Annotated in this window: 22 protein-coding genes, 1 tRNA gene, 1 pseudogene and 1 riboswitch; of the genes and pseudogenes, 18 read left to right on the top strand and 6 right to left on the bottom strand. The window is 67.8% G+C overall.

Translation table 11 applies throughout. The features are described 5' to 3' along the window. The first annotated feature begins 5 nt into the window (after nt 1–5). A tRNA-Pro gene (locus ACNJ7E_RS03565) sits at nt 6–82 on the top strand. A gap of 65 nt (nt 83–147) precedes the next feature. Here the strand turns inward: ACNJ7E_RS03565 and ACNJ7E_RS03560 are convergent. After that, nucleotides 148–909 (bottom strand): L,D-transpeptidase, encoded by a 762-nt coding sequence (locus ACNJ7E_RS03560; RefSeq protein WP_317570609.1) that lies wholly within the window; start codon nt 907–909, stop codon nt 148–150. Between the two features lie 183 nt (nt 910–1,092). Here ACNJ7E_RS03560 and ACNJ7E_RS03555 point away from each other — a divergent pair, with 183 nt between their 5' ends. After that, nucleotides 1,093–1,971, top strand: coding sequence for a sigma-70 family RNA polymerase sigma factor (locus tag ACNJ7E_RS03555; protein ID WP_280784898.1), 879 nt, complete (start codon nt 1,093–1,095; stop codon nt 1,969–1,971). Between the two features lie 266 nt (nt 1,972–2,237). Here the strand turns inward: ACNJ7E_RS03555 and ACNJ7E_RS03550 are convergent. Continuing rightward, nucleotides 2,238–3,458: pseudogene (locus tag ACNJ7E_RS03550) on the bottom strand (MFS transporter); the annotation flags it as partial. 154 nt (nt 3,459–3,612) lie between these two features. Between ACNJ7E_RS03550 and ACNJ7E_RS03545 the strand changes: the two are divergent. Continuing rightward, on the top strand, nt 3,613–4,053 hold the full coding sequence (locus ACNJ7E_RS03545; protein WP_280784896.1) for an SRPBCC family protein: 441 nt from the start codon (nt 3,613–3,615) through the stop codon (nt 4,051–4,053). Nucleotides 4,054–4,059: 6 nt separating this feature from the next. Here the strand turns inward: ACNJ7E_RS03545 and ACNJ7E_RS03540 are convergent, their stop codons facing one another. Next, a complete protein-coding gene (locus ACNJ7E_RS03540; protein ID WP_280784895.1) occupies nt 4,060–4,695 on the bottom strand; it encodes a TetR/AcrR family transcriptional regulator in 636 nt (211 codons plus the stop codon). Between the two features lie 209 nt (nt 4,696–4,904). Here ACNJ7E_RS03540 and ACNJ7E_RS03535 point away from each other — a divergent pair, with 209 nt between their 5' ends. The 15 genes from ACNJ7E_RS03535 to gcvP all read left to right on the top strand — a co-directional run bounded on the left by ACNJ7E_RS03535 (nt 4,905) and on the right by gcvP (nt 19,712). Further along, nucleotides 4,905–5,708, top strand: coding sequence for an SDR family NAD(P)-dependent oxidoreductase (locus tag ACNJ7E_RS03535; RefSeq protein ID WP_105422626.1), 804 nt, complete (start codon nt 4,905–4,907; stop codon nt 5,706–5,708). A 40-nt stretch (nt 5,709–5,748) separates the two neighbouring features. Continuing rightward, entirely contained in the window at nt 5,749–6,870 is a 1,122-nt protein-coding gene (locus ACNJ7E_RS03530; RefSeq protein ID WP_280784894.1) for a DUF5938 domain-containing protein, read from the top strand. Nucleotides 6,871–6,904: 34 nt separating this feature from the next. Further along, a complete protein-coding gene (locus ACNJ7E_RS03525) occupies nt 6,905–8,425 on the top strand; it encodes an acyl-CoA synthetase (protein ID WP_418339149.1) in 1,521 nt (506 codons plus the stop codon). 72 nt (nt 8,426–8,497) lie between these two features. Continuing rightward, nucleotides 8,498–9,115, top strand: a complete 618-nt coding sequence (locus ACNJ7E_RS03520; protein WP_025432828.1) for an NUDIX hydrolase — start codon at nt 8,498–8,500, stop codon at nt 9,113–9,115. Between the two features lie 42 nt (nt 9,116–9,157). Beyond that, nucleotides 9,158–10,216, top strand: coding sequence for an SMP-30/gluconolactonase/LRE family protein (locus ACNJ7E_RS03515; RefSeq protein ID WP_418339148.1), 1,059 nt, complete (start codon nt 9,158–9,160; stop codon nt 10,214–10,216). A gap of 115 nt (nt 10,217–10,331) precedes the next feature. After that, complete coding sequence (locus tag ACNJ7E_RS03510; protein ID WP_280784892.1) at nt 10,332–10,955, top strand: CDP-alcohol phosphatidyltransferase family protein; 624 nt, start codon at nt 10,332–10,334, stop codon at nt 10,953–10,955. Further along, nucleotides 10,955–11,818: a DUF881 domain-containing protein gene (locus tag ACNJ7E_RS03505; protein ID WP_283335169.1), complete on the top strand. Its 864-nt coding sequence runs from the start codon at nt 10,955–10,957 to the stop codon at nt 11,816–11,818. The genes ACNJ7E_RS03510 and ACNJ7E_RS03505 overlap by 1 nt, the downstream gene beginning before the upstream one ends. Nucleotides 11,819–11,850: 32 nt before the next feature. Then, nucleotides 11,851–12,213, top strand: a complete 363-nt coding sequence (locus ACNJ7E_RS03500) for a small basic family protein (protein WP_005264197.1) — start codon at nt 11,851–11,853, stop codon at nt 12,211–12,213. 7 nt (nt 12,214–12,220) lie between these two features. Continuing rightward, nucleotides 12,221–12,967: a DUF881 domain-containing protein gene (locus ACNJ7E_RS03495; protein ID WP_418339147.1), complete on the top strand. Its 747-nt coding sequence runs from the start codon at nt 12,221–12,223 to the stop codon at nt 12,965–12,967. A gap of 42 nt (nt 12,968–13,009) precedes the next feature. Next, a complete protein-coding gene (gene gcvH, locus ACNJ7E_RS03490; protein WP_105422642.1) occupies nt 13,010–13,414 on the top strand; it encodes a glycine cleavage system protein GcvH in 405 nt (134 codons plus the stop codon). Nucleotides 13,415–13,733: 319 nt separating this feature from the next. Beyond that, complete coding sequence (gene garA / locus ACNJ7E_RS03485) at nt 13,734–14,234, top strand: glycogen accumulation regulator GarA (protein ID WP_280784890.1); 501 nt, start codon at nt 13,734–13,736, stop codon at nt 14,232–14,234. After that, nucleotides 14,231–14,971 carry a transcriptional regulator FtsR gene (ftsR, locus tag ACNJ7E_RS03480; protein ID WP_105422644.1) on the top strand — a complete coding sequence of 247 codons (741 nt, stop codon included), beginning with the start codon at nt 14,231–14,233 and terminating at the stop codon, nt 14,969–14,971. The genes garA and ftsR overlap by 4 nt, the downstream gene beginning before the upstream one ends. Before the next feature lie 142 nt (nt 14,972–15,113). Continuing rightward, nucleotides 15,114–15,587 (top strand): bifunctional nuclease family protein, encoded by a 474-nt coding sequence (locus ACNJ7E_RS03475; RefSeq protein WP_105422646.1) that lies wholly within the window; start codon nt 15,114–15,116, stop codon nt 15,585–15,587. A gap of 284 nt (nt 15,588–15,871) precedes the next feature. Continuing rightward, nucleotides 15,872–16,492: a MerR family transcriptional regulator gene (locus tag ACNJ7E_RS03470; RefSeq protein ID WP_037229402.1), complete on the top strand. Its 621-nt coding sequence runs from the start codon at nt 15,872–15,874 to the stop codon at nt 16,490–16,492. A gap of 69 nt (nt 16,493–16,561) precedes the next feature. After that, a riboswitch (glycine riboswitch) is annotated at nt 16,562–16,685 on the top strand. Between the two features lie 174 nt (nt 16,686–16,859). Then, nucleotides 16,860–19,712: an aminomethyl-transferring glycine dehydrogenase gene (gene gcvP / locus ACNJ7E_RS03465; protein ID WP_280784889.1), complete on the top strand. Its 2,853-nt coding sequence runs from the start codon at nt 16,860–16,862 to the stop codon at nt 19,710–19,712. Nucleotides 19,713–19,757: 45 nt separating this feature from the next. Here the strand turns inward: gcvP and ACNJ7E_RS03460 are convergent, their stop codons facing one another. The 3 genes from ACNJ7E_RS03460 to ACNJ7E_RS03450 form a co-directional block, all read right to left on the bottom strand. Further along, nucleotides 19,758–20,912, bottom strand: coding sequence for a metallophosphoesterase (locus tag ACNJ7E_RS03460; protein ID WP_418339146.1), 1,155 nt, complete (start codon nt 20,910–20,912; stop codon nt 19,758–19,760). Continuing rightward, on the bottom strand, nt 20,909–22,639 hold the full coding sequence (locus ACNJ7E_RS03455; RefSeq protein ID WP_418339145.1) for a substrate-binding domain-containing protein: 1,731 nt from the start codon (nt 22,637–22,639) through the stop codon (nt 20,909–20,911). Before ACNJ7E_RS03455 ends, ACNJ7E_RS03460 begins: the two co-directional genes overlap by 4 nt. A gap of 194 nt (nt 22,640–22,833) precedes the next feature. Continuing rightward, complete coding sequence (locus tag ACNJ7E_RS03450) at nt 22,834–25,017, bottom strand: malate synthase G (protein ID WP_418339154.1); 2,184 nt, start codon at nt 25,015–25,017, stop codon at nt 22,834–22,836. Between the last annotated feature and the right edge of the window lie 6 nt (nt 25,018–25,023).

Raw genomic sequence — 25,023 nt, 5'->3', positions numbered from 1 at the left:
GTGGACGGGCTGTGGCGCAGCTTGGTAGCGCACTTGACTGGGGGTCAAGTGGTCGCAGGTTCAAATCCTGTCAGCCCGACCAGATGATCAGAAGAGGCGGTTTCCCGGAAACGGGAAGCCGCCTTTTCTGTGTCTCCGGCCCGCTACTCAATCGGTGACGATGACCGGGTCGCCGATCTTCGCGTTGTCGTAGAACCACCGGGCGTTCTCGGTGCTGAGATTGATGCAGCCGTGGCTGACGTTCTCGAAGCCCTGAGAGTTCACCGACCACGGTGCGGCGTGCACGAAGATCCCACCCCACGTGATGCGGGTGGCGTACTCGACGTAGAGGCGGTAGCCCTCCTCGTCATCGATCGGGACGCCGTACGTCGACGAATCCATGACCATGTCGCGGAACTGTTCGATGACGGGGAACGTCCCGAGCGGTGTCTCGTATCCGGGTTTGCCCATGGACGCCGGCATGGTCTGCACGACCTGATCGTTGATGCTGACCGTGAACTGGTGGGTCGTCGTGTTCGCGACGGCGACGAGTGCGTCACCCACCTGGAACTGCGACCTCGCGCCCGCGGCCTCGACGGTCACCCGGGTCTGGGCCGGCCAGAAGTGCGCCGGCGTCCACTGCACGGTCCGGTCGTCGATCCAGGAGAACTGCCCGGGCACCGCTGTCGACGGAGTGATCCGGACACCACGCTCGGCGAGCACGCGATCGGGCACCGGCGACGTGAACCGGACGACGACAGGATGCGCGATGCCGACGACCTGTCCACTCGCGGGGGAGAGTGTCGGCGCGACGACCTTCCCGGTGACTGCCGGGGCGTGCGCTGACGCGGTGGCGCTCACCCCGCACACGGCCAGTGCCGCGAGTACCGAGACGAGAAACAGACGTCCGACCTGCTGCGCTTTCCACATGCCGTCCAGCCCTTCAGAGACTGTGAGCGTCATTTCAGTTAACCACGGCCCTATCGGACAGCGGAACCAGGGAAACTGGATGCATTGCGCGCATCAGAGGGACACGGACGACGCGCCGTCGTCACATCGGCCGCGTTTCGCCGGTCACACAGTTGACGGACCGAGACCGAGGGGATGTGACCGATGAACGAGAACGACGTGCTGGCGCAGCAGTTCGAGGCCCATCGCACGCGCCTGCGTGCAGTGGCCTACCGGATGCTCGGCTCGATCGGCGAAGCCGAGGACGCCGTGCAGGAATCCTGGCTGCGACTGAGCCGCACCGACGCCGACACCGTCGAGAACCTGGGCGGCTGGCTGACGACGGTGGTGGCGCGGGTGTGCCTGAACATGCTGCAGTCACGCAGGACACGGCGGGAAGATCCCCTGGACGCGGCGGTGCCCGACCCGATCGTGACCCGGGCGGACGGCGGCGACCCCGAACAGGAGGCGGTGCTGGCCGATTCGGTGGGTCTTGCACTGCTCGTCGTTCTCGGCACGCTCGCCCCCGCGGAGCGACTGGCGTTCGTGCTGCACGACATGTTCGCGGTGCCCTTCGAGGACATCGCCCCGATCGTGGAACGAACCCCCGCGGCCGCCCGGCAACTGGCCAGTCGCGCACGCCGGCGTCTGCAGGGAGCCCCGGTTCCCGACACCGATCCGGTCCGTCAGCGTGCGGTCGTCGACGCGTTCCTGGCGGCCGCGAGGAGCGGCGACTTCGACGCGCTCGTGGCGGTGCTCGACCCGGATGTCGTGCTCCGCGCCGATACCGGAGCATTGCCTGCAGGCGCCTCCACGATGGTGCGCGGCTCGGAGACCGTCGCGGGCCGGGTCCTGGGGTTCGCCCGGTTGGCTCGGTTCGCGCATCCGGCGCTCGTCAACGGTGCCGCCGGAGTGGTCGCGATCGCCGACGGGCAGCTGCTGTCGGTCATGGGCGTCACGATCCGGCGCGGGAAGATCGTCGAAATCGACATCCTCGCCGACCGTGAGCGCCTCGCCGGGCTCGTCGTCGAGAACCTCGACTGACGAGCCCGCCGGGGTCAGTTCGTGCGGTGTTCGCCGTCTCCGTGTGCGTTGCCGGTGCGCAGGCCGATCACGGCCGCGGCGACGAGGAAGATGCTGCCGGTCAGCAGTGCTCGCTGGAAGCCGAGGGTGAGTGCCTCGGGCACAGGCGAATTCGCCTCGAGCAGATGCTGGGAATGCGAGGTGGCGATCGCGGCGAAGATCGCGAGACCGAGTGCGCTGCCGACCTGCTGGGAGGCGTTCAGCAACGCTGCCGCGAGCCCTGCCTCGCCGGCAGGCACACCGGCGTTGGCCGCGGTCGTGACGCCGACGAAGACGGCGCCGAGACCGAACGACACGATCATCAGTCCGGGCAGCAGATCGCTGAGATAGGAGCCGTCGACGGGGATCCGGGACAGCAGGTACAGGCCGGCCGAGGCCACCAGCGCTCCCACGACGACGACGGGACGGGTTCCGGTCCGGGTCAGCAACTGGGAGCACACCCCGGCGGCGACCCCGACCCCCAGGCAGAGCGGGAGGTAGGCCGCACCGGTCTGGATGGGGGAGTAGCCGAGAACGTTCTGCATGTAGAGGGTGAGGAAGAAGAACATCGCGATGAGACCCGCAAAGGCGATCAGTCCTGTGACATTCGCGGCGGCAAGGCCCCTGACGCGGAAGATCGACAGCGGCAGCAGGGGGTGCGGGCTGCGCTGCTCGTTGATCACGAACGCCACGATCAGCACGAACGCACCGGCGAACCCGGCGATCGTGCGAGCGCTGCCCCATCCCTGGTCGGGTGCCTCCACCAGGGCGTAGACGAGCAACAGCATCCCGCCGGTGCCGAGCACACTGCCGGCGAGGTCGAAGTTCGCGAACCGGGCGCGGCGCCGGTCGCCGGGAATGAGCGCGAAGACCGCCGGAAGCACGAGCGCGCACGCGACAGGGTTGACGAACAGCACCCATCGCCAGCCCGGTCCCTCGGTGAGCACGCCGCCGAGAAAGACACCGACGGCGGAAGCGAGACCGCCCACCCCGGCCCAGACGCCGAGTGCGGTGTGCCGTTCGGGGCCCTCCTCGAATGTCGTCGTCAGAATCGACAGCGCGGCCGGAAGCATCAGTGCCGCACCGACACCCTGCGCGAGTCGTGCGCCGATCAGGACCTCCGCGCTTCCGGCGAAACCGCCGATCAGCGATGACAGCCCGATCACGACGGTGCCGGTGACGAGCACGCGACGGCGACCGAGCAGGTCGGCCAGGCGGCCGCCGAGCAGCATGAAACCGCCGTAGGTGAGGAGGTAGGCGCTCGGGACCCATTGCAGTTCCTGAACCGAGATGTCCAGGTCGCTGCGCATGTCGGGCAGGGCGATGTTGACGATGGATGCGTCGACGAAGTCGAGAAATGCCACGGCGCACAACAGCGTCAGCGTGAGTGTGCCGCGGGCGGTGGAGAGAAACGGGCGTGCCGGGGTCGATCGCCCGACCCGGGAGGTGTCGCTGACCGAGATGTCCATGTCGAAGTCTTCCTGTGCGCAGGGTCCTTGCGGGGAGACGCCGCGTTGCGCGCCGTCACTTCTATGACCGTCGGCCCGGTGGCGATGTGACCGCGCCGCGGCTACGTCGCGAGTAACGTCGGAATCCGGCAGGTCACGGAAACGGGAGGCTGGCATGGCTGGACGGTTCGAAGGCACTGTTGTGATCGATCGCCCCATCGAGGAAGTGTTCGAGTACCTCGCCGCCGGGGTCAACGACCGGGACTTCAGTCCCCGGGTGCAGGAGATCGTGAAGAAGACGGACGGTCCGCCCGGTGTCGGCACCCTCTTCGTCAGCACCGTCAAGGACGCCGGGATGACCACGAAGCGGGAGTTCGAGATCATCGAATTCGAGGCGCCACGGAAGATTCGCTGGGCGGAGCGTTCGAGGAATACCGTCACCGCGAAAGAGGGTGGTTACGACCTCGAACCCTCGGGGGCAGGCACCAAGGTGACGATCTTCAACGTGCTGGAGGGCCACGGAATCGGAAAGCTGATCGCACCTCTCGCGCTTCGGGCGGCCCGGAAGGACGCACCCGATTTCGCGCAGCGAATCAAGGCCGCCGCCGAGAAGTGACCGGCCCTACCGTGCCGGAATGACGAGCGCCAGTACCTGATCGACGTTGTCCGCGAGGCTGTCCGCCGCCGTGTCGTCCCCCGACAGATACTTCGCGAGGCTCTGCTGGAACAGTCCGTCGAAGACCGCATACATGGTGGCCGGGGCGACGGTGATCGTGCGGCCCGCCAACTCCGCGTACCGGGACACGATGCGCCAGATCATGTTTTCGAGGCTCTTGTCGATCGCGGCGACGTCTGCGCGGAACGATTCCTCGAACAGCGACTGCGAGCGGAGGTCGTACCAGAGGCGATGCATGGTGGCCTCGTCGCGGAGCGAAGCCACCAGAACTCGGCCGAATCCCGCCTTCAACTCCTCGGGAGTCTGCGCCGTGGCGACCACCCCGTCGTATCGCGTGACGCACCGGGCCTTGTAGTGCCGCACGCAGTGCGTGATCAGATCGACCTTGTCGCTGAAGTAGTAGTGCAGGACGCCGTGGGAGAACTCGGAGTTCTGGGCGATCTCCCGGAGACTGGTGCGGGCGTAGCCGAGTTCAGAGAGGGTCTGCAACGCGGCCTCGGCGAGCTGATCCCGGCGCTCGGCGAACTTGTCGACCTGGCGGCGCGAGACCCGATCGGCGTTCTTCTCGGCGACGGGTGTCACGGCATTCTTCCTGTTCGGCTCGCATGGTCCAGCACGGTGAGCATCAGTCTAGCCCGCGTTCCTTGACGACTGTGTAACAAAAACTTGACAGTCGTCAAGAGAATTCTTGACAGTCGTCCAAAGTCGAATACTCTGTGATCCACACCACATCGCGGACTCGATCTCGTGACGTGGTTTCCGCGAATCGTCTCGTACGAAGGCAGGTCGGAATGAGCGTCAGTGATCTTGCAGGACGGAAAGCGCTGGTCACCGGTGGTGCGAAGGGGTTGGGCGCCGGTATGGCTGCCGCCCTCGCCGACGCCGGTGCGGCGGTCGTGATCGGCGACGTCCTCGAGGAGGAAGGGCGCGCGACTGCCGATTCCGTCGCGAAGTCCGGCGTCGACACCGGATTCGTGAAACTCGACGTCACCGACGACGGCAACTGGGAGCGCGCCGTCGCTGCCACCGTGGAGCAACTCGGCGGACTCGACCTCCTCGTCAACAACGCGGGCATCGAGATCTCGTCACTCGTGGTCGACATCGATCCCGCCGACATCCGCCGGATGTGCGAGGTCAACATTCTCGGTGTCGCGCTCGGTCTGAAGCACGGTCTGCGCGCGATGCGCCCCGGAGGCGCAGCGGGATCGGGCGGGGCGATCGTCAACGTCTCCTCGGTCGCCGCGACCATCCCGTTCCCGGGCATCGCCGGCTACTCCGCCACCAAGTCGGCCGTCGACCGGCTGACCCGGGTCGCGGCCCAGGAGGCAGGCAAACTCGGGTACGGCGTCCGCGTGAACTGCGTGTACCCCGGGCTGGTCGCCACGGAGATGGGACTCGGGCTGGCCGCCGACATGGAGCGGCTCGGACTGTGGCCCAGCGCCGACGCCGCGGTCGCCGACGTGATCGGCCTGACGCCTCTCGGGCGTCTCGGCGAGGTCGCGGACATCGCCGACACCGTCGTCTTCCTGGCCTCCGACGCCGCTCGCTTCGTCACCGGAATCGGCCTGCCGGTCGACGGTGGCATGGGCATGTAACCGATCTCCCGAACTTTTCTCACATACCGAAAGGCATCTCATGACCGACAAGAAGCCCGTCATCGTCTACGGAGTCTCCGGATACACCGGGCGCCTCGTGTGTGAATACCTGCGCGAGTTCAACATTCCGTTCGTCGCCGCGGGCCGGGACAAGAAGCGGATCCAGGAAGTGCTCGACCGGATTCCCGGCCTGGACACCGTCGACCACGAGGTGGTCGAGGTCGAGCACACCGTCCCGGCCCTGACGGAATTGTTCAGTGGCGCAAGGGTTGTCAGCAACATGGTCGGCCCGTTCATCAAGCACGGTGCCGTCGTCGTCGAGGCGGCTCTCGCCGCGGGCTGTCACTACACCGACACGACCGGTGAGCAGGACTGGGTTCTGGACGTGCAGGCGAAGTTCGGCGACAAGTTCGCGGAGAAGGGTCTGCTGCTGTCACCCGGTGTCGCGCAGATGTACACCACCGGTGAGATCGCCGCGAACATCGCGCTGGAGACGCCGGGATTGGACACCCTCGACATCCTGGTGTTGTGGAAGGGCTTTCCCACCTATGCGTCCACGCAGACGATCTTCACGATCCTCAAAGCCGACTGGTACTACCTGGAACAGAACCGGTACGCGAAGTGGGACCCAGGTACCACGTTCGAGGTCGTGGTGCCGGGGCAGCACCAGATGGCCCTCGCGCTGCCGTGGGGCGGCACCTGCCATCCCGTGTGGTTCAAGGACGATCCACGGGTGGCGAACGTGAAGGCGGCAGGCGGCGTGTTCGACCGTTCCGTGATGGAGGGTGTCGTCGCGACGCAGAAGATGGTCGAGGAGCAGATCAAGACCCTTCCCGCGGACGAGCAGGACGCGGCGCTCGCGGAGATCGCCGGCTCCGTGCAGGCGGGAATGCCGCCGCGGGAGAACCCACGGGTCAACACGTCGCTCGACTCCGTGTACGCGTCGGGGCCGCTGGGGCGGGCGCACTGTGTCATCCACGGCAACTGCAACTACAAGCAGACGGGTCTCCTGCAGGCGTACGCCGCGTACTCCCTGTTGCAGCAGCCTCCGAAGCGGACGGGTCTCGCGTCGGCGTGCCAGGCGTTCGGGCATCGCGAACTCCTGGGAGTCCTGCGGAGCTTCGGCCTCGTGATGGAGCCGGTTCTCACCGTGCAGAGCTGATCGTCCCGGCCGCGACCTCGAGGAGAACCGCACCATGCGTTTGACCGACTACCTCGACAAGGGTGCCTCGCTCGGTCCGTCGTCGCCGTGCCTGACGATGGGTGACCGGACGCTGTCGTACGCCGATGTACAGGACCTGAGCCGGCGCGTCGCGGCCGCGCTGGCCCGGTCGGGGATCGCCGCCGGTGACAAGGTGGCCGTCCTGTCCGGCAACGATCCGACCGCGTTCTCGTGCGTCTTCGGGATCAGCCGGGCGGGGGCGGTGTGGTGCCCGATCAACCCGCGGAACGAGGCGGCGGAGAATCGGGACCTGCTCGCCCTCTTCGACTGTCGCTGCTTGATCTTCCAGAAGGCGTTCGCGCCCTTGGTCGATCGGATCCGTCGGCAGTTGCCGCTGCTGACGACGCTCGTGTGTCTCGACGGCGACGAGGAGTACGCCCACCCGTTCGACGACTGGCTGGGTACCGAACGTCTCGACGTCGAGCCGGTCGACGATCTCGCACTGATCGTCGGCACCGGCGGAACGACGGGGAGGCCGAAGGGGGTGATGCTCACCGGCCGGAACATCGAGACGATGTCTGCGCTGACCCTGATGAGCTACCCGTTCGACGGCAGACCGGTCTACCTCGCCCTCGCGCCTTTGACGCACGCGGCCGGTGTCCTGTGTTTTCCAATTCTCGCCCTCGGCGGACAGGTGGTCATCATGCCCACGCCCGACCTGGGGCAGTTCCTCGCGCACATCGACCGGGACCGCGTCACCCACACCTTCCTTCCGCCGACCCTGATCTACATGCTGCTGGACCACGCCGACCTGCCGACGACGGACCTGAGTTCGCTGCAATGCTTCTGGTATGGCGCGGCACCGATCTCGCCGACCCGGCTCGAAGAAGCGCTGACCCGGATCGGGCCCGTGATGGCCCAGCTGTTCGGGCAGAGCGAGGCGCCGATGATGATCGCGACGATGGCGCCGAAAGACCATTTCCACGCCGACGGCTCGGTCGCGACAGCCCGGCTGAGCTCCGCAGGCAGGCCCTCCCCGCTGGTCACCGTCGCCATCATGGACGGGCAGGGGGCCCTGCTGCCTGCCGGTGAGCGAGGCGAAGTGGTCGTGCGCAGCTCGCTCGTCATGACGGGGTACTACAAGAATCTTGTTGCGACGCAGGAGGCGTCGGCGCACGGCTGGCATCACACGGGCGACATCGGGTACCTCGACGACGACAACTTTCTGTACATCGTCGACCGGTCCAAGGACATGATCATCACCGGCGGATTCAACGTCTATTCCGTCGAGGTGGAACAGGCGCTCATGGCGTACCCCGGAATCCAGGACTGCGGGGTGATCGGGCTCCCCGACGAGAAATGGGGTGAACGTGTCGTCGCCGTCGTCCAGTCCCGAGCCGGAACACCGATCGAGGCCGACGCACTCACGGCGTTCGTGAAAGCGCGCATCGGCAGCGTGAAGACCCCGAAGGAAATCCTGGTCTGGCCCGATCTGCCTCGTTCCACACTGGGGAAGGTGCTCAAGAACGAGATCCGGCAGCAATTGCTCGGCTGACGGCCGGCGCGGGGTTCGAAACGCGGGGGATCGGAGCGTGGGTTTCGCCGCGACTGGCGATACTGTCGGGTGATGGTGAATGGGCACGCACTGAGCAGGGAACGGCTCGCCGACGCGCTGGCACGGTTCGAACCACGGATCGTGGACCCGACGAATCGGCGGTCCGCGGCGGTCGTGATCGCCGTGATGAACGATGGTGCCGACGGTCAGGCCGTTCCGCTGACCATGCGCCCGAGCAAGATGCGTGCGCATCCGGGGCAGTTCGCGTTGCCCGGCGGCGGAGTGGATCCGGGGGAGACCGGCGAGGACGCCGCCCGGCGCGAGCTGCACGAGGAACTCGGCCTCGACGTGGAGCCGTCCGCGGTGCTCGGCAGGCTCGACGACTACGTCACCCGCTCCGGGTACGTCATCACCCCGTTCGTCGTGTGGTCGGACCAGCCGATCACGTCGCTCGTCCCCAACCGCGAGGAAGTGGCGGAAGTGTTCTCGGTGGGCGTTCCCGAGATCGACGCGGAGCCGCGGTTCGTCGAGATCCCCGAATCGTCGAAACCGGTGATCCAATGGCCGTTCCGCCGTCACCTCGTGCATGCCCCCACCGGCGCGGTCGTGTACCAGTTCCGGGAGGTCGCGCTGCACGGGAGACACACGCGCATCGACGGATTCGACCAGCCGGTGTTCGCCTGGCGTTAGCGAGACCATATCGACCGGCGGACACGACTAATCTCACAGTTCGTGACCCTCTTCGAGTCTCTCGCCCGCAAGCTCGACCGCACCGGTGTCGACCCCGTCGTCTGGCACGCCCCGCCGCCGCCGACGCTCACGGGAGTGCTCGCTCCCAACAGGGTGCTCGACGACGCGCACCGCTGGACGCTCCCCGCCGGAGAAGGCCCGGAGGACGTCGCCGTCGATCACGACGGCCGGGTGGTCACCGGAGGCAACGACGGCCGGATCTGGCGGTTCGACAACCACGGACACGCCACCGAACTCGCGAACACCCACGGGCGCCCCCTCGGGGTCGAGGTCCTCGACGACGGCAGGTTCCTGATCTGCGACGCCGAGCGCGGTGTGCTGCGGGTCGACGACAAGGGACGCGTCGACGTGCTCGCCGACGCCGCGGCCGGGCGCCCACTCGTGGCGTGCAACAACTCGGCGGTCGGCCGGGACGGCATCGTGTACTTCACCGACTCCTCGGCGCACTTCACGATCGCCGACCACCGCTACGACCTTCTCGAGCACCGCGGGACCGGCCGTCTGCTGCGTCTGGACCCGCGGACGGGGGAGACCGACCTCCTCGCCGAGGGACTGCAGTTCGCCAACGGTGTGGGACTGGCCTCGGACGAATCGTTCGTCCTCGTCGCCGAGACCGGCTCGTACCAGATCTCCCGCGTCGACCTGACCGGCCCGTCGCAGGGTGCGGCGTCGGTGTGGGCCGCGAATCTGCCCGGCATACCGGACAACATGACGTCCCAGACACGGGACGGCCTGTTCTGGGTGGCGCTCTACAGCCCGCGGATGCGCTTGCTCGACCTGCTCGCGCCCTATCCCACGCTGCGCATCGTCGCGGCGAATCTGCCGGAGGCCGTGCAGCCGAATCCCGAGCACGCCGGCTGGGTGATCGCCCTCGATCACCGCGGCGAGATCATGCACAGCCTGCGCGGAGGCAAGGGCAGCTATTCCCCCGTCACAGGTGTGCGGGAGCACGACGGGTGGCTGTACCTGGGAAGTCTGACCGCGGACGCCGTCGCGCGCGTCCCGGCCCCACCGCGACCGGACGTTGCGCGGGGCGAGTGACACGGCCGGACGGACGGGACGATCGACTGAACACCATCCCGGTTGTGGAAGAGTGGCGAGAGCGGTGCGACGAGCGCCCGAAAACAGGTCCGCACTCGACGCTGGGGAGATTTTGGTGAATTCGGTGGACCGGGACACTGTGCGGTCGGACCGGATCGTGACCGTCCCGAACCTCCTGAGCGTGGTTCGACTCCTCGGCGTGCCGCTGTTCGTGTACCTGCTGCTCGTCACCCACTCCGACGGGTGGGCACTCGCGATCCTCATGATCAGCGGCTTCACCGACTGGCTCGACGGCAAGCTGGCGCGGATCCTCGACCAGTCGTCGAAGCTGGGTGCGCTGCTCGACCCCTTCGTCGATCGCCTCTACGTCGTCACGACGCTGGTGACGTTCGTCCTGCGCGGGTTCATCCCGTGGTGGGTCGCGGCGATCCTGATCGGCCGCGACGCCGTTCTCGCGCTGACGCTGATCATCTACCGACGGCGCGGGCTGCCACCCCCCGACGTGATGTACCTCGGCAAGGGTGCCACCTTCCTGCTGATGTTCGCGCTGCCGATGACCCTCGCGGCGCACGGTGACTGGAGCATCGCGACCGTGGCGCAGCCGCTCGGCGCGGCGCTCCTGATCTGGGGCACGGTGCTCTACGTGTGGACCGGGCTGCTCTACACCGTGAACGCGCTGACCGTCGCGCGCACCGTTCCCGTGCGAGGACCGGGCGGCGACGAACACGAGGTCCAGTGATGAAACGGACAGATTCCGGAATCCGCAGGAATCCGGTGCCGTCCCTGCTGCAGTCCCTGATGAACGATCATCTGGACCCCGGGTACGAGGGTGCGGCCGAGGATCGTGAACAGGGACATTCACGGCAGACACGGGTCGGTCAGCAGGTGTGGATCGCGATCGGCGCGCTGCTCGTCGGGCTCGTGCTGTCGGTCGCCTACCGCCAGGCCACCGAACGCATCCCCGGCACCGAGCAGGTGCGGTCCGAACTCCTGAGCAAGGTGCAGGACGCAGAGGATCGGGCGGGCGCCCTCGCCGCCACCCGGGACACGCTGTCGACACAGACCGACGACGCGCGCGCCACCGCGCTGGCCGGCGACGCCCGAGGCGCGGCACTGCTCGACGAGCTTCGCGGCCTCGAGGGGGATGCCGGAGTCGAGGCCGTGCACGGTCCCGGGCTGACCGTGACGTTGACGGACCCCGCAGCCAAGCCCAACCTCTCCGACTCGTCCCAGCGCAGCGTCGGGGGGAAGGCCGTGGTGCTCGACCGCGACCTCCAGTCGGTCGTCAATTCGCTGTGGGCGAGCGGCGCCGAGGCCATCGCGGTCGGCGACGTGCGGATCGGCCCGTCGGTGACGATCCGCCAGGCGGGTGGCGCGATGCTCGTGGACAACCAGCCGGTGTTCTCGCCGTACGTGGTCTCCGCGATCGGCCCGCAGGGACCGATGCAGACCGGATTCGTGGTGAGCGACGCCTATCTGCGGATGTCCAGCGTGGCGCAGCTGTACGGCATCGGCTTCGCGGTGGCGGAGGCCGACGATCTCCACTTGCCCGCCGCCCCGGCGCGGGAAGTGCGGGCAGCCCGGGAAGTGGGAACACGATGACAACGGCGGAGTCGAATGGAGGAGTCACACGAATGAAGGCAGCACTGAAGGGCGGATCCGCGATCTACGGGGTGCTCGCCCTGATCGTGGGCATCGTGCTGGGCGTGGTGTTCAGCCCGCAAGTGCCCGACGCCGTGCAGCCCTACCTGCCCATCGCCGTCGTCGCCGCGCTCGACGCGGTGTTCGGCGGACTGCGCGCGTACCTCGACGAGATCTTCGACTCGAAGGTGTTCGTCGTCTCGTTCGTGTTCAACGTCCTGGTGGCCGCCCTGATCGTGTGGCTCGGTGACCAACTCGGTGTCGGAACCCAGCTGTCCACCGCGATCGTCGTCGTGCTGGGCATCCGCATCTTCGGCAACGCGGCCGCGCTCCGGCGACGTCTGTTCGGGGCGTGATCGCGGCGTGAGCGGACACGAGGGCAGACACGAACTGCACGGGAACGAACCGGCGACGTCGCAGCGATCGCACGTCGTCTTCGCGCTGCTGGCCGCGCTCCTGCTCGGTGGGCTGGGAATCGCGATCGTCACGCAGGTGAAGAACACCGGGTCCGGTGACACCCTCGACTCGGCGAGCCCGGCCGATCTCCTGGTCGTCCTGGACACGCTGAACCAGCGGGAGGCGGCCCTGCGGCAGGAGATCGCATCGCTGGAACAGACCTTGGCAACGTTGCAACAGAGCGGCAGTTCCGGAGCGGCGCTCGACGAGGCGCAGGCCCGGTTGACGGCGCTGTCGATCCAGGTCGGCAGCGCACCGGCCACCGGTCCCGGGGTGACGATGCGCATCACCGACCCCAACAAGGGAGTCGGCTCCGAGGTCCTGCTCGACCTCGTGCAGGAATTGCGTGCCGCCGGTGCCGAAGCCGTCCAGATCCAGGGTGCGGACGGCCCGCCCATCCGGATCGGCGTCGACTCCTGGGTGTCCGGTTCGGCCGGCGGCGTGTCGGTGGACGGCCGGAAGGTGAACGCCCCCTACGGCGTGGTCGCCATCGGTGATCCGCCGACTCTGGCGGCGGCCCTGAACATTCGCGGCGGGGTGGTCGACACGGTCGCGCGCAGCGGCGGACAGCTGACGATCGAACAATCGCAGCAGGTCACGATCGCCGCCTTGCGGGAGGCGAAACCTCGCCAATACGCTCAGCCCGGAAATTGATCTTCGCATCCGCCCGCGGATTGCCATCGAAAGGAAGCCACTGTGAGTGAGCTCGAAATCCCCGCCGATCGTCGGTACACCGCCGAACACGAGTGGGTCGAGCGGACGGGGCCCACGACGGTACGCGTCGGCATCACCGATTTCGCGCAGTCCCAGCTCGGCGACGTCGTCTTCGTCCAGCTTCCGGCGGTCGACGAGGCCGTGACGGCGGGCGAATCGTTCGGCGAGGTGGAATCCACCAAGAGCGTCTCCGACATCTTCGCCCCGCTGACGGCGAAAGTCGTTGCCGCCAATGCCGATCTGGACGGCAACCCGGAACTCGTGAACTCCGCGCCCTACGGGCAGGGGTGGCTGGTGGACCTCGGTGTCGACGACGAGGCGACCCTCGACGCGGCACTGGCCGAAATGCTGGACGCCGCCGGCTATGCAGAGATCACGGCAGGATAATTTCCCGAGAACACGCGAGGCGGTAATCGGATGGTTTCGGAAGGTGCCGACAGCCCGGAAACCGGGTTGCCGGAAAAATCCGCTGTCGGAATACCGGTTCGTAATGTGCTGGCGGCCTGTCTCACTACACGCACCGGCGTGCGCAGGGTACGGTCGATGTTGAACGCATGTGCCGTGTCGGGGCGCAGGTCCGTAGTTTGAATGTGATCGTGGGAGTTTGCACAGAAGTTAATGTGCACGGGAACCGAATTATGTAGTACCGAGTGGCATTGCGTAGTCCAGCGAATCTTGCTGGATGATCGAACTAGGAGGAGAAACGGTGAGCGAGAACGGCAACGACGCGGTCTATGGGGAGACGCCGGCGGAAACCACGTCGGTCTTCCGCGCGGACTTTCTCAATGAGCTCGACAACTCCTCGGCAACCCAGGCTCCGGAAGCTCCGGTGTCGGGTGTGGAGGGACTGCCCGCAGGCTCTGCTCTGCTCGTCGTCAAGCGTGGACCGAACGCAGGGTCGCGCTTCCTGCTCGACCAGCCGACGACGTCCGCGGGACGGCATCCCGACAGCGACATCTTCCTCGACGACGTGACCGTCAGCCGTCGTCATGCGGAGTTCCGTCAGGAGGACGACGAGTTCCAGGTGGTCGACGTCGGCAGCCTCAACGGCACCTACGTCAACCGGGAGCCGGTCGACTCGGCTGTCCTGGCGAACGGTGACGAGGTCCAGATCGGCAAGTTCCGACTGGTCTTCCTGACCGGACCCCGGACCGCTGCCGGTGGCTCGCAGATCGGTGAGACGTCAGCTGGTGCGGGTAGCCAATGACCGCGGTGCGGCAGCAGCAGGCGCAATCGGGGATGTCGATCGGCTCCGTGCTGGATCGACTCCGCCCCGATTTTCCTGATGTGACGATCTCGAAGATCCGATTCCTCGAAGCCGAGGGTCTCATCAGCCCCCAGCGCACTCCCTCGGGGTATCGGCGATTCTCGATCGCCGACTGTGAACGACTGCGCTACGTCCTCACTGCGCAGCGCGATCAGTATCTGCCGCTGAAGGTCATCAAGGAGCAGCTCGAGGCCATCGACAGAGGTGTGGCCACGGTCGGCGCAGGCGATTCTTCGCCGCGCCGGCCGCGCGCGCTCACGGTGGCCCCGGGCGAGGTGTCCCCGGAGGAGTTCCTCACCGACCGCGAGGTGCGGATCAGCCGCGACGATCTGATCGCCCGGGCAGGGATCGACGAGAAGTTCCTCGGCGAACTGACCCGCGGAGGCCTGGTCGTTCCCGGGCCGGCGGGATTCTTCGACGAGGACGCGGTGACACTGGCGCGCACCGCGAGGGCGATGTCCGAGTTCGGACTCGAGGTGCGGCACCTGAGGGCGTTCAAGCTGGCGGCCGACCGCGAGGCCGGGCTGGTCGCGCAGATCGCCGGGCCTGTCGCCAAGGGCCGCGACGCCGGCGCCCGTGATCGCGCCGAGGAGATGGTGCGCGAACTGGCCGCCCTGTCTCTGACGTTGCACACCTGCCTGGTGAAGTCGGCAGTCCGGGGTGCGCTCGATCGGTGAGGTGAACTCGCCGACCGTCCCCACTTCCCAACGACGCTGCGCTCGAACGGCTGTACGGTCGAAGAGCAGACACGAATCGAATAGAATCCTGGTACGGCATTGTGTGCCGCGGACGGACCATTGCAGGGTGGAGGCAGACGCGATGAGCGAAATGCACGTGATCGGAGTTCGTGTCGAGCAACCCCAAAGTCAACCTGTTCTGCTGTTGCGTGAAACCGACGGCGAGCGGTACCTGCCCATCTGGATCGGCCAGACCGAGGCCACCGCGATCGCACTCGAACAGCAGGGCGTCGAGCCTGCGCGTCCGCTGACCCACGATCTCATCAAGAACCTGATCGAAGCCTTCGGTCGCACCCTGAAGGAAGTTCGCATCGTGGACCTGCGCGAGGGCACGTTCTATGCCGACCTCGTGTTCGACCAGAACACCCGCGTCTCGGCCCGCCCGTCCGACTCCATCGCCATCGCACTGCGAATCGGGGTGCCGATCTTCGCCGAGGAAGCGGTACTCACGGAGGCCGGTCTGGTTATGCCCGACGAGCGCGAGGACGAGGTCGAGAAGTTCAAAGAATTCCTCGAGTCCGTGTCGCCGGACGATTTCAAGGCAACCGACGGCTAGTTTGCGCCGTCGGAAAAGCCTCGGGCGCGGAGTAACGGTTGAGGTTCCTCCGGCGCGTTGCGTTGACCCCGTCTCTTCGGAGTCATAGCGTTCAGTGCAGTGATTTTCTGCCCTGCAGATTGTATCGGGCGTACGCTGAGTAGGTTCAGGGTACGGACTTGCTCGATGTCACTGGTGGCGCTTGCGCCGCTCGATGTGCTGTGGCTGTGCCGCGGGCACTGGCGACGCGCGTCACAGGCGCACTGATCGTCGGGTTCAGTGCAACATGCGAGAGGGAGTAGTCAGTGGGAGATCGGCCGCAGGAGAATGCGCTGAATCTTGCGCCCGGCGACAACGTTGCCGAGTCCGAATTCAGCTCCGAGGAGATCCAACCGGGCCTCTTCCCGGACGATTCCGTGCCCGACGACCTCGTCGGATACCGCGTCCCCATCGCCTGCCAGATCGCGGGAATCACCTACCGCCAGCTCGATTACTGGGCTCGCACGTCGCTCGTCGTGCCGTCCATTCGTGGCGCAGCAGGTTCGGGCAGCCAACGGCTGTACTCGTTCAAAGACATCCTCGTCCTCAAGATCGTCAAGCGTCTGCTCGACACCGGAATATCCTTGCAGAACATCCGAGTGGCCGTCGACCACCTCCGTAAGCGCGGAGTGCGGGACTTGGCCAAGATCACACTTTTCTCGGACGGGACCACGGTCTACGAGTGCACGTCCCCCGAAGAGGTCGTCGATCTGCTCCAGGGCGGGCAGGGTGTCTTCGGTATCGCGGTGAGCGGTGCGATGCGCGAACTGACCGGCACCATCGCCGATTTCCCGGCCGAGCGCGCCGATGGCGGCGAGAGCGAACAGAGCCCCGAGGACGAACTGGCGTCGCGACGCAAGAACCGCGCGAGCCGCAAGACGGGCTAGCCCGCATCCATCGGAGCGCGGCGCTGCCTGCGCCGCCATCTGCAGCCGTGACATAGACTGGCGGTGCGTCGACGCCGTGCGGGAGAGTTCCGGGCACCGCAAGCACAGAAACATCGTGTGTGCGGGAGTTCGGGCGCCGAAGGAGCAACACCTCCCCGTCAATCTCTCAGGCAGACAGGACCGTGCGGGCTCCGACGTCTCTGGAAAGCGGTGGGAGCACCCACCCGCCCACGGGGAAAGGGCCGTCTTCACACCCGAACGACGGTACCGAATCTCTCAGGCGCTCGATTCGAGCAGGCGACAGAGGGGGAGGGACGTTCCGCTACGCGGGGCGTGTCCTGATCCTCCGAACTGCTTGGGAGTTGTCGTGATCGACGCTGGAAGCCGTACATTCGCCGATCGTCATGTCGGCCCGAACGCTGCGGAACTCGCGCACATTCTCGAACTGGTCGGAGCCGATTCGCTCGACGACCTCGCGTCGAAGGCCGTCCCCGCCGTCATCCTGGACGGGGTGACGGGCGGCATCGCCGACGGCCTCGACGCGCTGCCTGCACCGGTGTCCGAGCACGAAGCGCTCGCCGAACTGTCCGCACTCGCCGCGCAGAACACCGTGGCGACGTCCATGATCGGTCTCGGCTACTACGACACCCTCACCCCGCCGGTGCTGATCCGGAACATCATCGAGAACCCGGCCTGGTACACGGCCTACACGCCGTACCAGCCCGAGATCAGCCAGGGTCGCCTCGAAGCGCTCCTCAACTTCCAGACGATGGTCGCCGACCTGACCGGCATGGAGGTCGCCAACTCGTCGATGCTCGACGAAGCCACCGCCGCCGCCGAGGCGATGACGCTGCTGCGCCGGGCGAGCAAGAGCAAGTCCCCGCGGTTCGTCGTCGACGCCGACCTGTTCCCGCAGACGCTGGCCGTCGTCGAGACCCGGGCCGAGCCGCTCGGCATCGAGATCGTGGTGGCCGACCTGTCCGCCGGCCTTCCGGACGGTGACTTCTTCGGCGTCCTCGCGCAGATGCCCGGCGGGTCCGGCCGCATCGTCGACTACACCGACGTGATCGCCGCCGCCCACGAGCGCGGCGCACTGGTCGCGGTCGGGGCGGATCTGCTGGCACTCACGCTCCTCACCCCGCCCGGCGAGATCGGCGCCGACGCCTGTTTCGGCACCACCCAGCGGTTCGGTGTCCCCATGGGCTTCGGTGGCCCGCACGCCGGTTACCTCGCCGTGCACACCAAGCATGCACGTCAGCTCCCCGGCCGTCTGGTGGGCGTCTCCGTCGACGCCGACGGTGACAAGGCGTACCGGCTGGCGCTGCAGACCCGCGAGCAGCACATTCGCCGCGAGAAGGCGACGTCGAATATCTGCACCGCTCAGGTGCTGCTGGCGATTCTGGCGGCCATGTACGCCAGCTACCACGGCGCCGAGGGACTGAAGGCGATCGCCCTGCGCGTGGCGAACACGGCGCACTCCCTGGCCGCCGCGCTCCGCAGGACCGGGGCCGTCGTCGTCCACGAGCACTTCTTCGACACGATCCTCGTTCGAGTCGCCGGCCGAGCCGCGGACGTGGTGGCGACGGCGAAGGACGCCGGCATCAACCTGCGGTTCGTCGACGCCGATCACGTCGCCATCGCCTGTGACGAGGCCACCACCGCCGACGACGTCGCCCAGGTGCTGGCGGCGTTCGGCGGCGAAGGCGCCGTGACCGAGGAAGCGGGCACGTCCGTCCCCGACGCGCAGCTCCGCGGATCCGACTACTTGCAGCACGAGGCCTTCACCCGGTATCGCACCGAGACGGCGATGCTGCGCTACCTGCGGGCGTTGTCCGACAAGGACATCGCACTCGACCGCAGCATGATCCCCCTCGGTTCGTGCACGATGAAGCTCAATGCCACCGCCGAGATGGAAGCGATCACCTGGCCCGCGTTCGCCGGACTGCACCCGTTCGCGCCGACCGGGGACACACCGGGAATCCTCCGCATCATCAAGGACCTCGAGAACTGGCTCGTGGCCGTCACCGGCTACGACGCGGTCAGCCTGCAGCCGAATGCCGGTAGCCAGGGCGAGTACGCGGGGCTGCTCGCGATCCGTAACTACCACCTCAGCCGCGGAGACGACCACCGCGACACCTGCCTCATCCCGTCGAGCGCCCACGGCACCAACGCCGCATCCGCGGTCATGGCCGGGATGCGCGTCGAGGTCGTCGCCTGCCGCCCGAACGGTGACGTGGATCTGGACGACCTGCGGGCGAAGATCGCCGACCATGCCGAGCGCCTCGCGGCGATCATGATCACCTACCCGTCCACACACGGTGTGTACGAGCACGAGATCGCCGACATCTGCGCCGCCGTCCACGACGCCGGCGGCCAGGTGTACGTCGACGGCGCCAACCTCAACGCCCTGGTCGGCCTGGCCCGTCCCGGCCGGTTCGGCGGCGACGTGAGCCACCTCAACCTGCACAAGACGTTCTGCATCCCGCACGGTGGCGGTGGCCCCGGCGTCGGTCCGATCGGTGTGCGGTCCCACCTCACGCCGTTCCTGCCCGGACATCCGCTCGCACCGGAACTCGGCACAGCCGGACCGATCTCCGCGGCCCCCTACGGCAGTGCGTCGATCCTCCCGATCACGTGGGCGTACATCCGGATGATGGGCGCCGTCGGGCTGCGCCGCGCAAGCCTGACCGCCATCGCCTCGGCCAACTACATCGCGCGCCGCCTGGACGAGTACTTCCCGGTCCTCTACACCGGCGAGGGCGGAATGGTGGCACACGAGTGCATCCTCGACCTCCGGCCGATCACCAAGGACACCGGTGTGACCGTGGACGACGTCGCAAAGCGCCTCGCCGACTACGGTTTCCACGCACCGACGATGAGCTTCCCGGTGGCGGGCACCCTGATGGTGGAGCCCACCGAGAGCGAGAACCTCGAAGAGATCGACGCCTTCTGCGAGGCGATGATCGCGATCCGCGCCGAGATCGACCGCGTGGGCGCGGGGGAGTGGCCGGTGGACGACAACCCGCTGCGCGGTGCCCCGCACACGTCCGGTTGCCTGGTCGCGGAGTGGAACCACCCCTACACCCGTGAGACGGCGGTCTTCCCCCGAGGCAAGGCACGGCCGAAGGTGTGGCCGGCGGTGCGGCGCATCGACGGTGCACACGGCGACCGCAATCTCGTGTGCTCCTGCCCGCCGATCTCCGCATTCGAAGACGCCTGACACAGCCGATGCCCGTCCCGCTCACGCGGGGCGGGCATCGCTCGCTCAGTCCTCGCGCACCAGCTCGAGGATCGTGATCTCCGGTGGGGCGCCCACCCGCACGGGCGGACCCCACGTGCCCACACCGCGGGTCGTGTAGAGGACGGTGTTCCCGATGCGGTCCAGTCCCGTCACCGACGGCTGCTGCAGCGGCACCAGATAACGCAGCGGCCACATCTGCCCGCCGTGCGTGTGCCCCGACAGTTGCAGGTCGACACCGAGGTCGGACGCTTCCAGTGCCTGCCGCGGTTCGTGCGCGAGCAGCACGACGAACGTCGACGGGTCGCGTCCGGCGAGCGCGGCCGGAAGATCGGGTTCGTACGGGGCCGGCGAGGAATAGTCGTGGATGCCCGCGACGTCGAGGGTGGCGCCGCCCCGGGTGATCGTCGCGCGCTCGTTGCGCAGCGTCCGGATGCCCAGCCGGTCCCACACATCCAGCCAGCGACCACCGTCGTCGGCGTAGAACTCGTGATTGCCGCTGACACCGAACACCCCGAGCGGGGCCTCGAGGTCGCCGAGCGGTTGCAGATCGGGCGACACCTTGGCGACGGTCCCGTCGACCAGATCGCCCGCGATCGCGACGAGATCCGGCTGCTGCGCGTTCACCAGGTCGACGACCCGCCGGGTGAAATCCACTCCCCGCGCCGGGCCGACGTGAAGGTCGGACACGAGCGCCACACGCACACCGTCGAACTCGGCGGGCAGACGCTTCAGCGGCACCCGAACCCGCACGATCCGCGGCCGCGCGGCCTCCGACACCCCGTAGCCGGCGGCGCCGACGGCACCCACCACCACGACGGCGGTGGCGATACGCAGGCTTCGCCGCCGCGACAGATCGACCTGTTCGTCGTTCCCGGTGCCGCGCAGGCGGCCGAACAGCCGCGTCAGCAACGACACCAACGCGACCAGGAGAAGCCCGAGCACCAGATAGAACATAGCGCCGAGCCACACCCAGCCCACCCATCCCGGGGGACGCGCCCATCTCGGATCGAAGGCTTCGCCGCTGCCGACGCCGATGACCGCGAGAACCCACAGGACCACGAGGGTCACGTCGACGACCACCGACCAGGGCCGGCCCAGCCCGGTGGCCCGCACGAGTCGCCGATGGAGCCACCATGTGACGAGTGCGAGGAAGACCGCGAAGACCAGGAGCCTCGTCACGACAGCAACTTGCTGATCGCGGTCGGCAGTGCCGCTCCGTCCGAGGACGCGACCTTCTCCAGCGACCCGCCGGTGCGATCGGCCAACGCCTGCAACGTGTTGAGGTCGGAGTTCTCGCCGATCGTCACCACGTCGATGCGCACCGGCTTCGACGTGCTCGAGGCCGCAGCGATGGCGGACAGCAGATCCGCGCGGGCAACGGAGTCGTCGTTGGCCCCGTCGGTGACGAGCAGCACCGAGTTGGTGCGGCCCGGCGTGTATCCGTCCACCGCGCTCTTGTAGGCCGCTTCGAGCGACGTGTACGTCGAAGACCCGGTGGCGGGTGTCGCCTTGGCGAGCCGGGCGTCGAGTGCCTGCCTGCGGGTGCCCTCCGTGAAACCGCCCGCCGAGAGGGGACCGGTCGCGACCACGGTCGTGTACGGCCGCGACCCGTCGAGCGTCGTGCTGTACTCCCACAGCCCGAGGTTCGACGAGTCCGGAGAACGGTCGACGTGGGCTGTGAGCGCTGCCGTCGTGTTCGCGAGGCGCGTCGCCGTCCCCTCGCGCTCTCCCATCGAGCTGGAAACGTCGAGCAGGACGGTGGAGGTGCGGGGGGTGATCGGATTCCGGATCACCTGCATCAGCTCGGCCGCAGCGGCCGCATCCGCGGGAACGAGGGTGGATTCGAAACCGGGAAAGGCCAGCGCGGTGTCGTCGGGCCGGGCGAGTCCCTCGACGCGGAACCCGGCGTCGGCCAGGACCTGTGCCTGTTCGGGTCGACGGACGAACTCCGCGAACTGCGCGGCGGCGCGGCTCTGTGTCTCGTCGACGGACGGGCCTGCCAGAACGGCCGCGGGGTGATCTGCCACGGGTGTCGGGCCTTTCGGCATCGATGTGGTGATGTCGGCTCCGGGTGCGTCGCGCAGGGCCTGGTAGACCTGCTGTTCGGTGGCCGCGACCGCGTGGATGCCGGAGGTGGCGGGATCGCCCTGCTCGGCCAGCGCGGTGAGCGCCTCCCGCGTCGTCGCGGGCTTCGTCCCCGACGACGCCTCGTAGCCGAGCGCCAGACCGGTGAGTGCCGACGTGACGGGAGCAGAACGAGCCTGCCCCTCCGTCACCGGACCGGTGGGGCTTCCCGCGACCGCGGCTGCAACCGCTTCGACTGCCATCTCCGTGCTCTCGGCGCCGGGGCCGACGGGGAGCGCCATCCCCAGGCTGCCCCAGCCCGGCAGGCCGAGAGTCGCGAGGGAATCGCGGCCGGTCTGCAGCGACGGCAAGTCCTTCCAGTCGATCGCCGGCGTGCCCGGCGCGTTCGCGAACGCCGTCCGGACCGCGAGCACGACGGGGCTCGTCGCCACGGGACGCGCTTCACCGCTGATGACGCCGGTCGCCGACACCTGCTTGACGGAATGCGAGCTCGACGGAATCCACAGAGCGGGGCGAGGCCCGAGCGCCGCTGCGTCCCACGGGCCGTCCGGCCCCGCGGACAAGCCGTCGCGGACGGTGTCGGACGCGACGGCAGTGACCGTCACCGACACGCACTGATCGCGGATCACCGGGGCAGTCTCCGTGAAACGGTCGGCGAGAGTCTGGAGCTGGGGTGCGATGTCGGGATCCGCCGCGACCGCGAGCACGGATTCGCCTTCCACGCAGGCGCCCGCGGCAGCCACGCCCTGATCGGTGATCCGGTCACGCAACTGGAACCAGCCCACGACACCTGCCGCGATCACGACGACGAGACCGAGCACGATCAAAGGCCCCCTGCTGATACCCCTGGCGCGCGATTCGCCGCGATGCTGCCCCACGTGCTTTCCAGCCCCTGTCCGACGAGTTCGACGTTGACCCTCGCAGTGTAGTGATGCGCAGGATCAACCCGACCTGACACGTGAGTGGCAAAGCGTGCGCGAGCACGCTTCGCCACTCACGTGGGGGGGGCGACCGGTCAGGCGTTGGCTGCTTTGTATTCGCGGCGGCGGCGGTGCAGGATCGGTTCGGTGTAGCCCGACGGCTGCTTGGTGCCGTCGAGGATGAGTTCCTTCGCGGCCTGGAAGGCGATGTTGGTGTCGAAGTCGGGGGCCAGGGGCCGGTAGGTGGGGTCGTTCTGGTTCTGCCGGTCCACGACCGGGGCCATCCGTTGCAGCGACTGCACGACTTGGTCGGCGGTGACCACTGCGTGCCGGATCCAGTTCGCCAGCAGCTGGGAGGAGATGCGGAGGGTGGCGCGGTCTTCCATCAGGGCGACGTCGTGGATGTCGGGGACCTTGGAGCAGCCGACGCCGGCGTCGATCCAGCGGACCACGTAGCCGAGGATGGACTGGCAGTTGTTGTCGAGTTCTTCCTGCTTCTCGGCCTCGGACCAGTCGGTGTTCGGGGCGAGGGGGATGGTGAGGATCTCGTCGAGGGTGGCCCGCCGGGTGCCCGTCAGCCGGTTTTGGACGGCGACGACGTCGACCTGGTGGTAGTGGGTGGCGTGCAGGGTGGCCCCGGTCGGGGACGGCACCCATGCGGTGTTCGCGCCGGCCTTGGGGTGGCCGATCTTCTGCTCGAGCATCTCGGCCATCAGCTCGGTCATCGCCCACATGCCCTTGCCGATCTGCGCCCGCCCCTGCAACCCGCAGGCCAGACCGGTGTCGACGTTCCAGTCCTCGTAGGCGGTGATCCAGGTCTGCTTCTTCATCTCGGCCTTGCGGATCATCGGCCCGGCCTCCATCGAGGTGTGGATCTCGTCGCCGGTGCGGTCGAGGAACCCGGTGTTGATGAACACCACCCGCTCCGACGCCTCCCGGATGCAGGCGGCGAGGTTGACGGTGGTGCGGCGTTCCTCGTCCATGATGCCGACCTTGAGGGTGTTGGCGGGCAGCCCCAACACCTGCTCGACCCGGCCGAACAGTTCGGTGGTGAACGCGACCTCGTCGGGGCCGTGCTGCTTGGGTTTGACGATGTAGATCGACCCGGTGCGGGAGTTGACCAACGGCCCCGTCTGATCGCCCGTGCTGAGTCCGTGGACGGCGCACAGGGAGGTGATCAGGGCGTCGAGGATGCCCTCGGGGATTTCGGTGCCGTCGCCGTGCAGGATCGCCGGGGTGGTCATCAGATGCCCGACGTTGCGGACGAACAGCAGCGACCGCCCGTGCAGGGTGAGCTCGGACCCGTCCGCGGCGGTGTAGACCCGGTCGCCGTTGAGGCGGCGGGTGAAACTTTTGCCGCCCTTGGTCATCTCCTCGGTCAGGTCGCCGCGGTTCAGGCCCAGCCAGTTGCGGTAGCCGATCACCTTGTCGTCGGCGTCGACGGCGGCGACGGAGTCCTCGAAGTCCATGATGGTGGTGACCGCGGACTCGAGCACCACGTCCTTGACCCCGGCCGCGTCCGTTTGGCCGATCGGGGAGGTGGGGTCGATCTGGATTTCCGCGTGCAACCCGTGGTTGCGCAGCAGCACACTGGTCGGGGCGGCCGGGTCGCCGAGGTAGCCGACGAACTTGCCCGGCTCCGCGAGGCCGGTGATCGTGCCGTCGGCGAGCTGCACGGTCAGGGCGGTGCCGTCGACGGTGTAGCGGGCGGCGTCGGCGTGCGACCCGGTCGTCAGGGGGGCGGCGGTGTCGAGGAAGGTGCGGGCCCAGGCGATGACCTTGTCGCCGCGGACCTTGTTGTAGGAGGCACCGGCCTGCGCGCCGCCGTCGTCGGGGATGGCGTTGGTGCCGTACAGGGCGTCGTACAACGACCCCCACCTCGCGTTGGAGGCGTTCAGCGCGAAGCGGGCGTTGAGGACCGGGACCACCAGCTGCGGGCCGGCGGTCGAGGTGATCTCGGTGTCCACGTTCGCCGTCGACACCGCGAACGGGGCCGGTTCGGGCACCAGGTACCCGATCTCGGTCAGGAACGCCCGGTACTCGGCCGGGTCGATCACGGCGGCGGCCCGGTCGCGGTGCCAGGAATCGATCCGGGCCTGCAGGTCGTCGCGGGTGGCGAGCAGGGCCTTGTTCTTCGGCGCCAGCTCGTCGATCACCTTGGCCGCACCCGACCAGAACCCGTCGGCGTCCACCCCGGTCCCCGGCAGCGCCTCCTCGTTCACGAAGTCGTAGAGCACCTTCGCGACCTGCAGACCGCCGACCTCAACACGCTCAGTCATGAAATG

The organism is Rhodococcus mengyinensis (genome assembly GCF_048381435.1).
Classification (GTDB): Bacteria; Actinomycetota; Actinomycetes; order Mycobacteriales; family Mycobacteriaceae; genus Rhodococcus_F; species Rhodococcus_F opacus_D.
The sequence above is the reverse complement of the archived record's forward strand: the minus strand, read 5'-3'. Positions and strand labels throughout refer to the sequence as shown.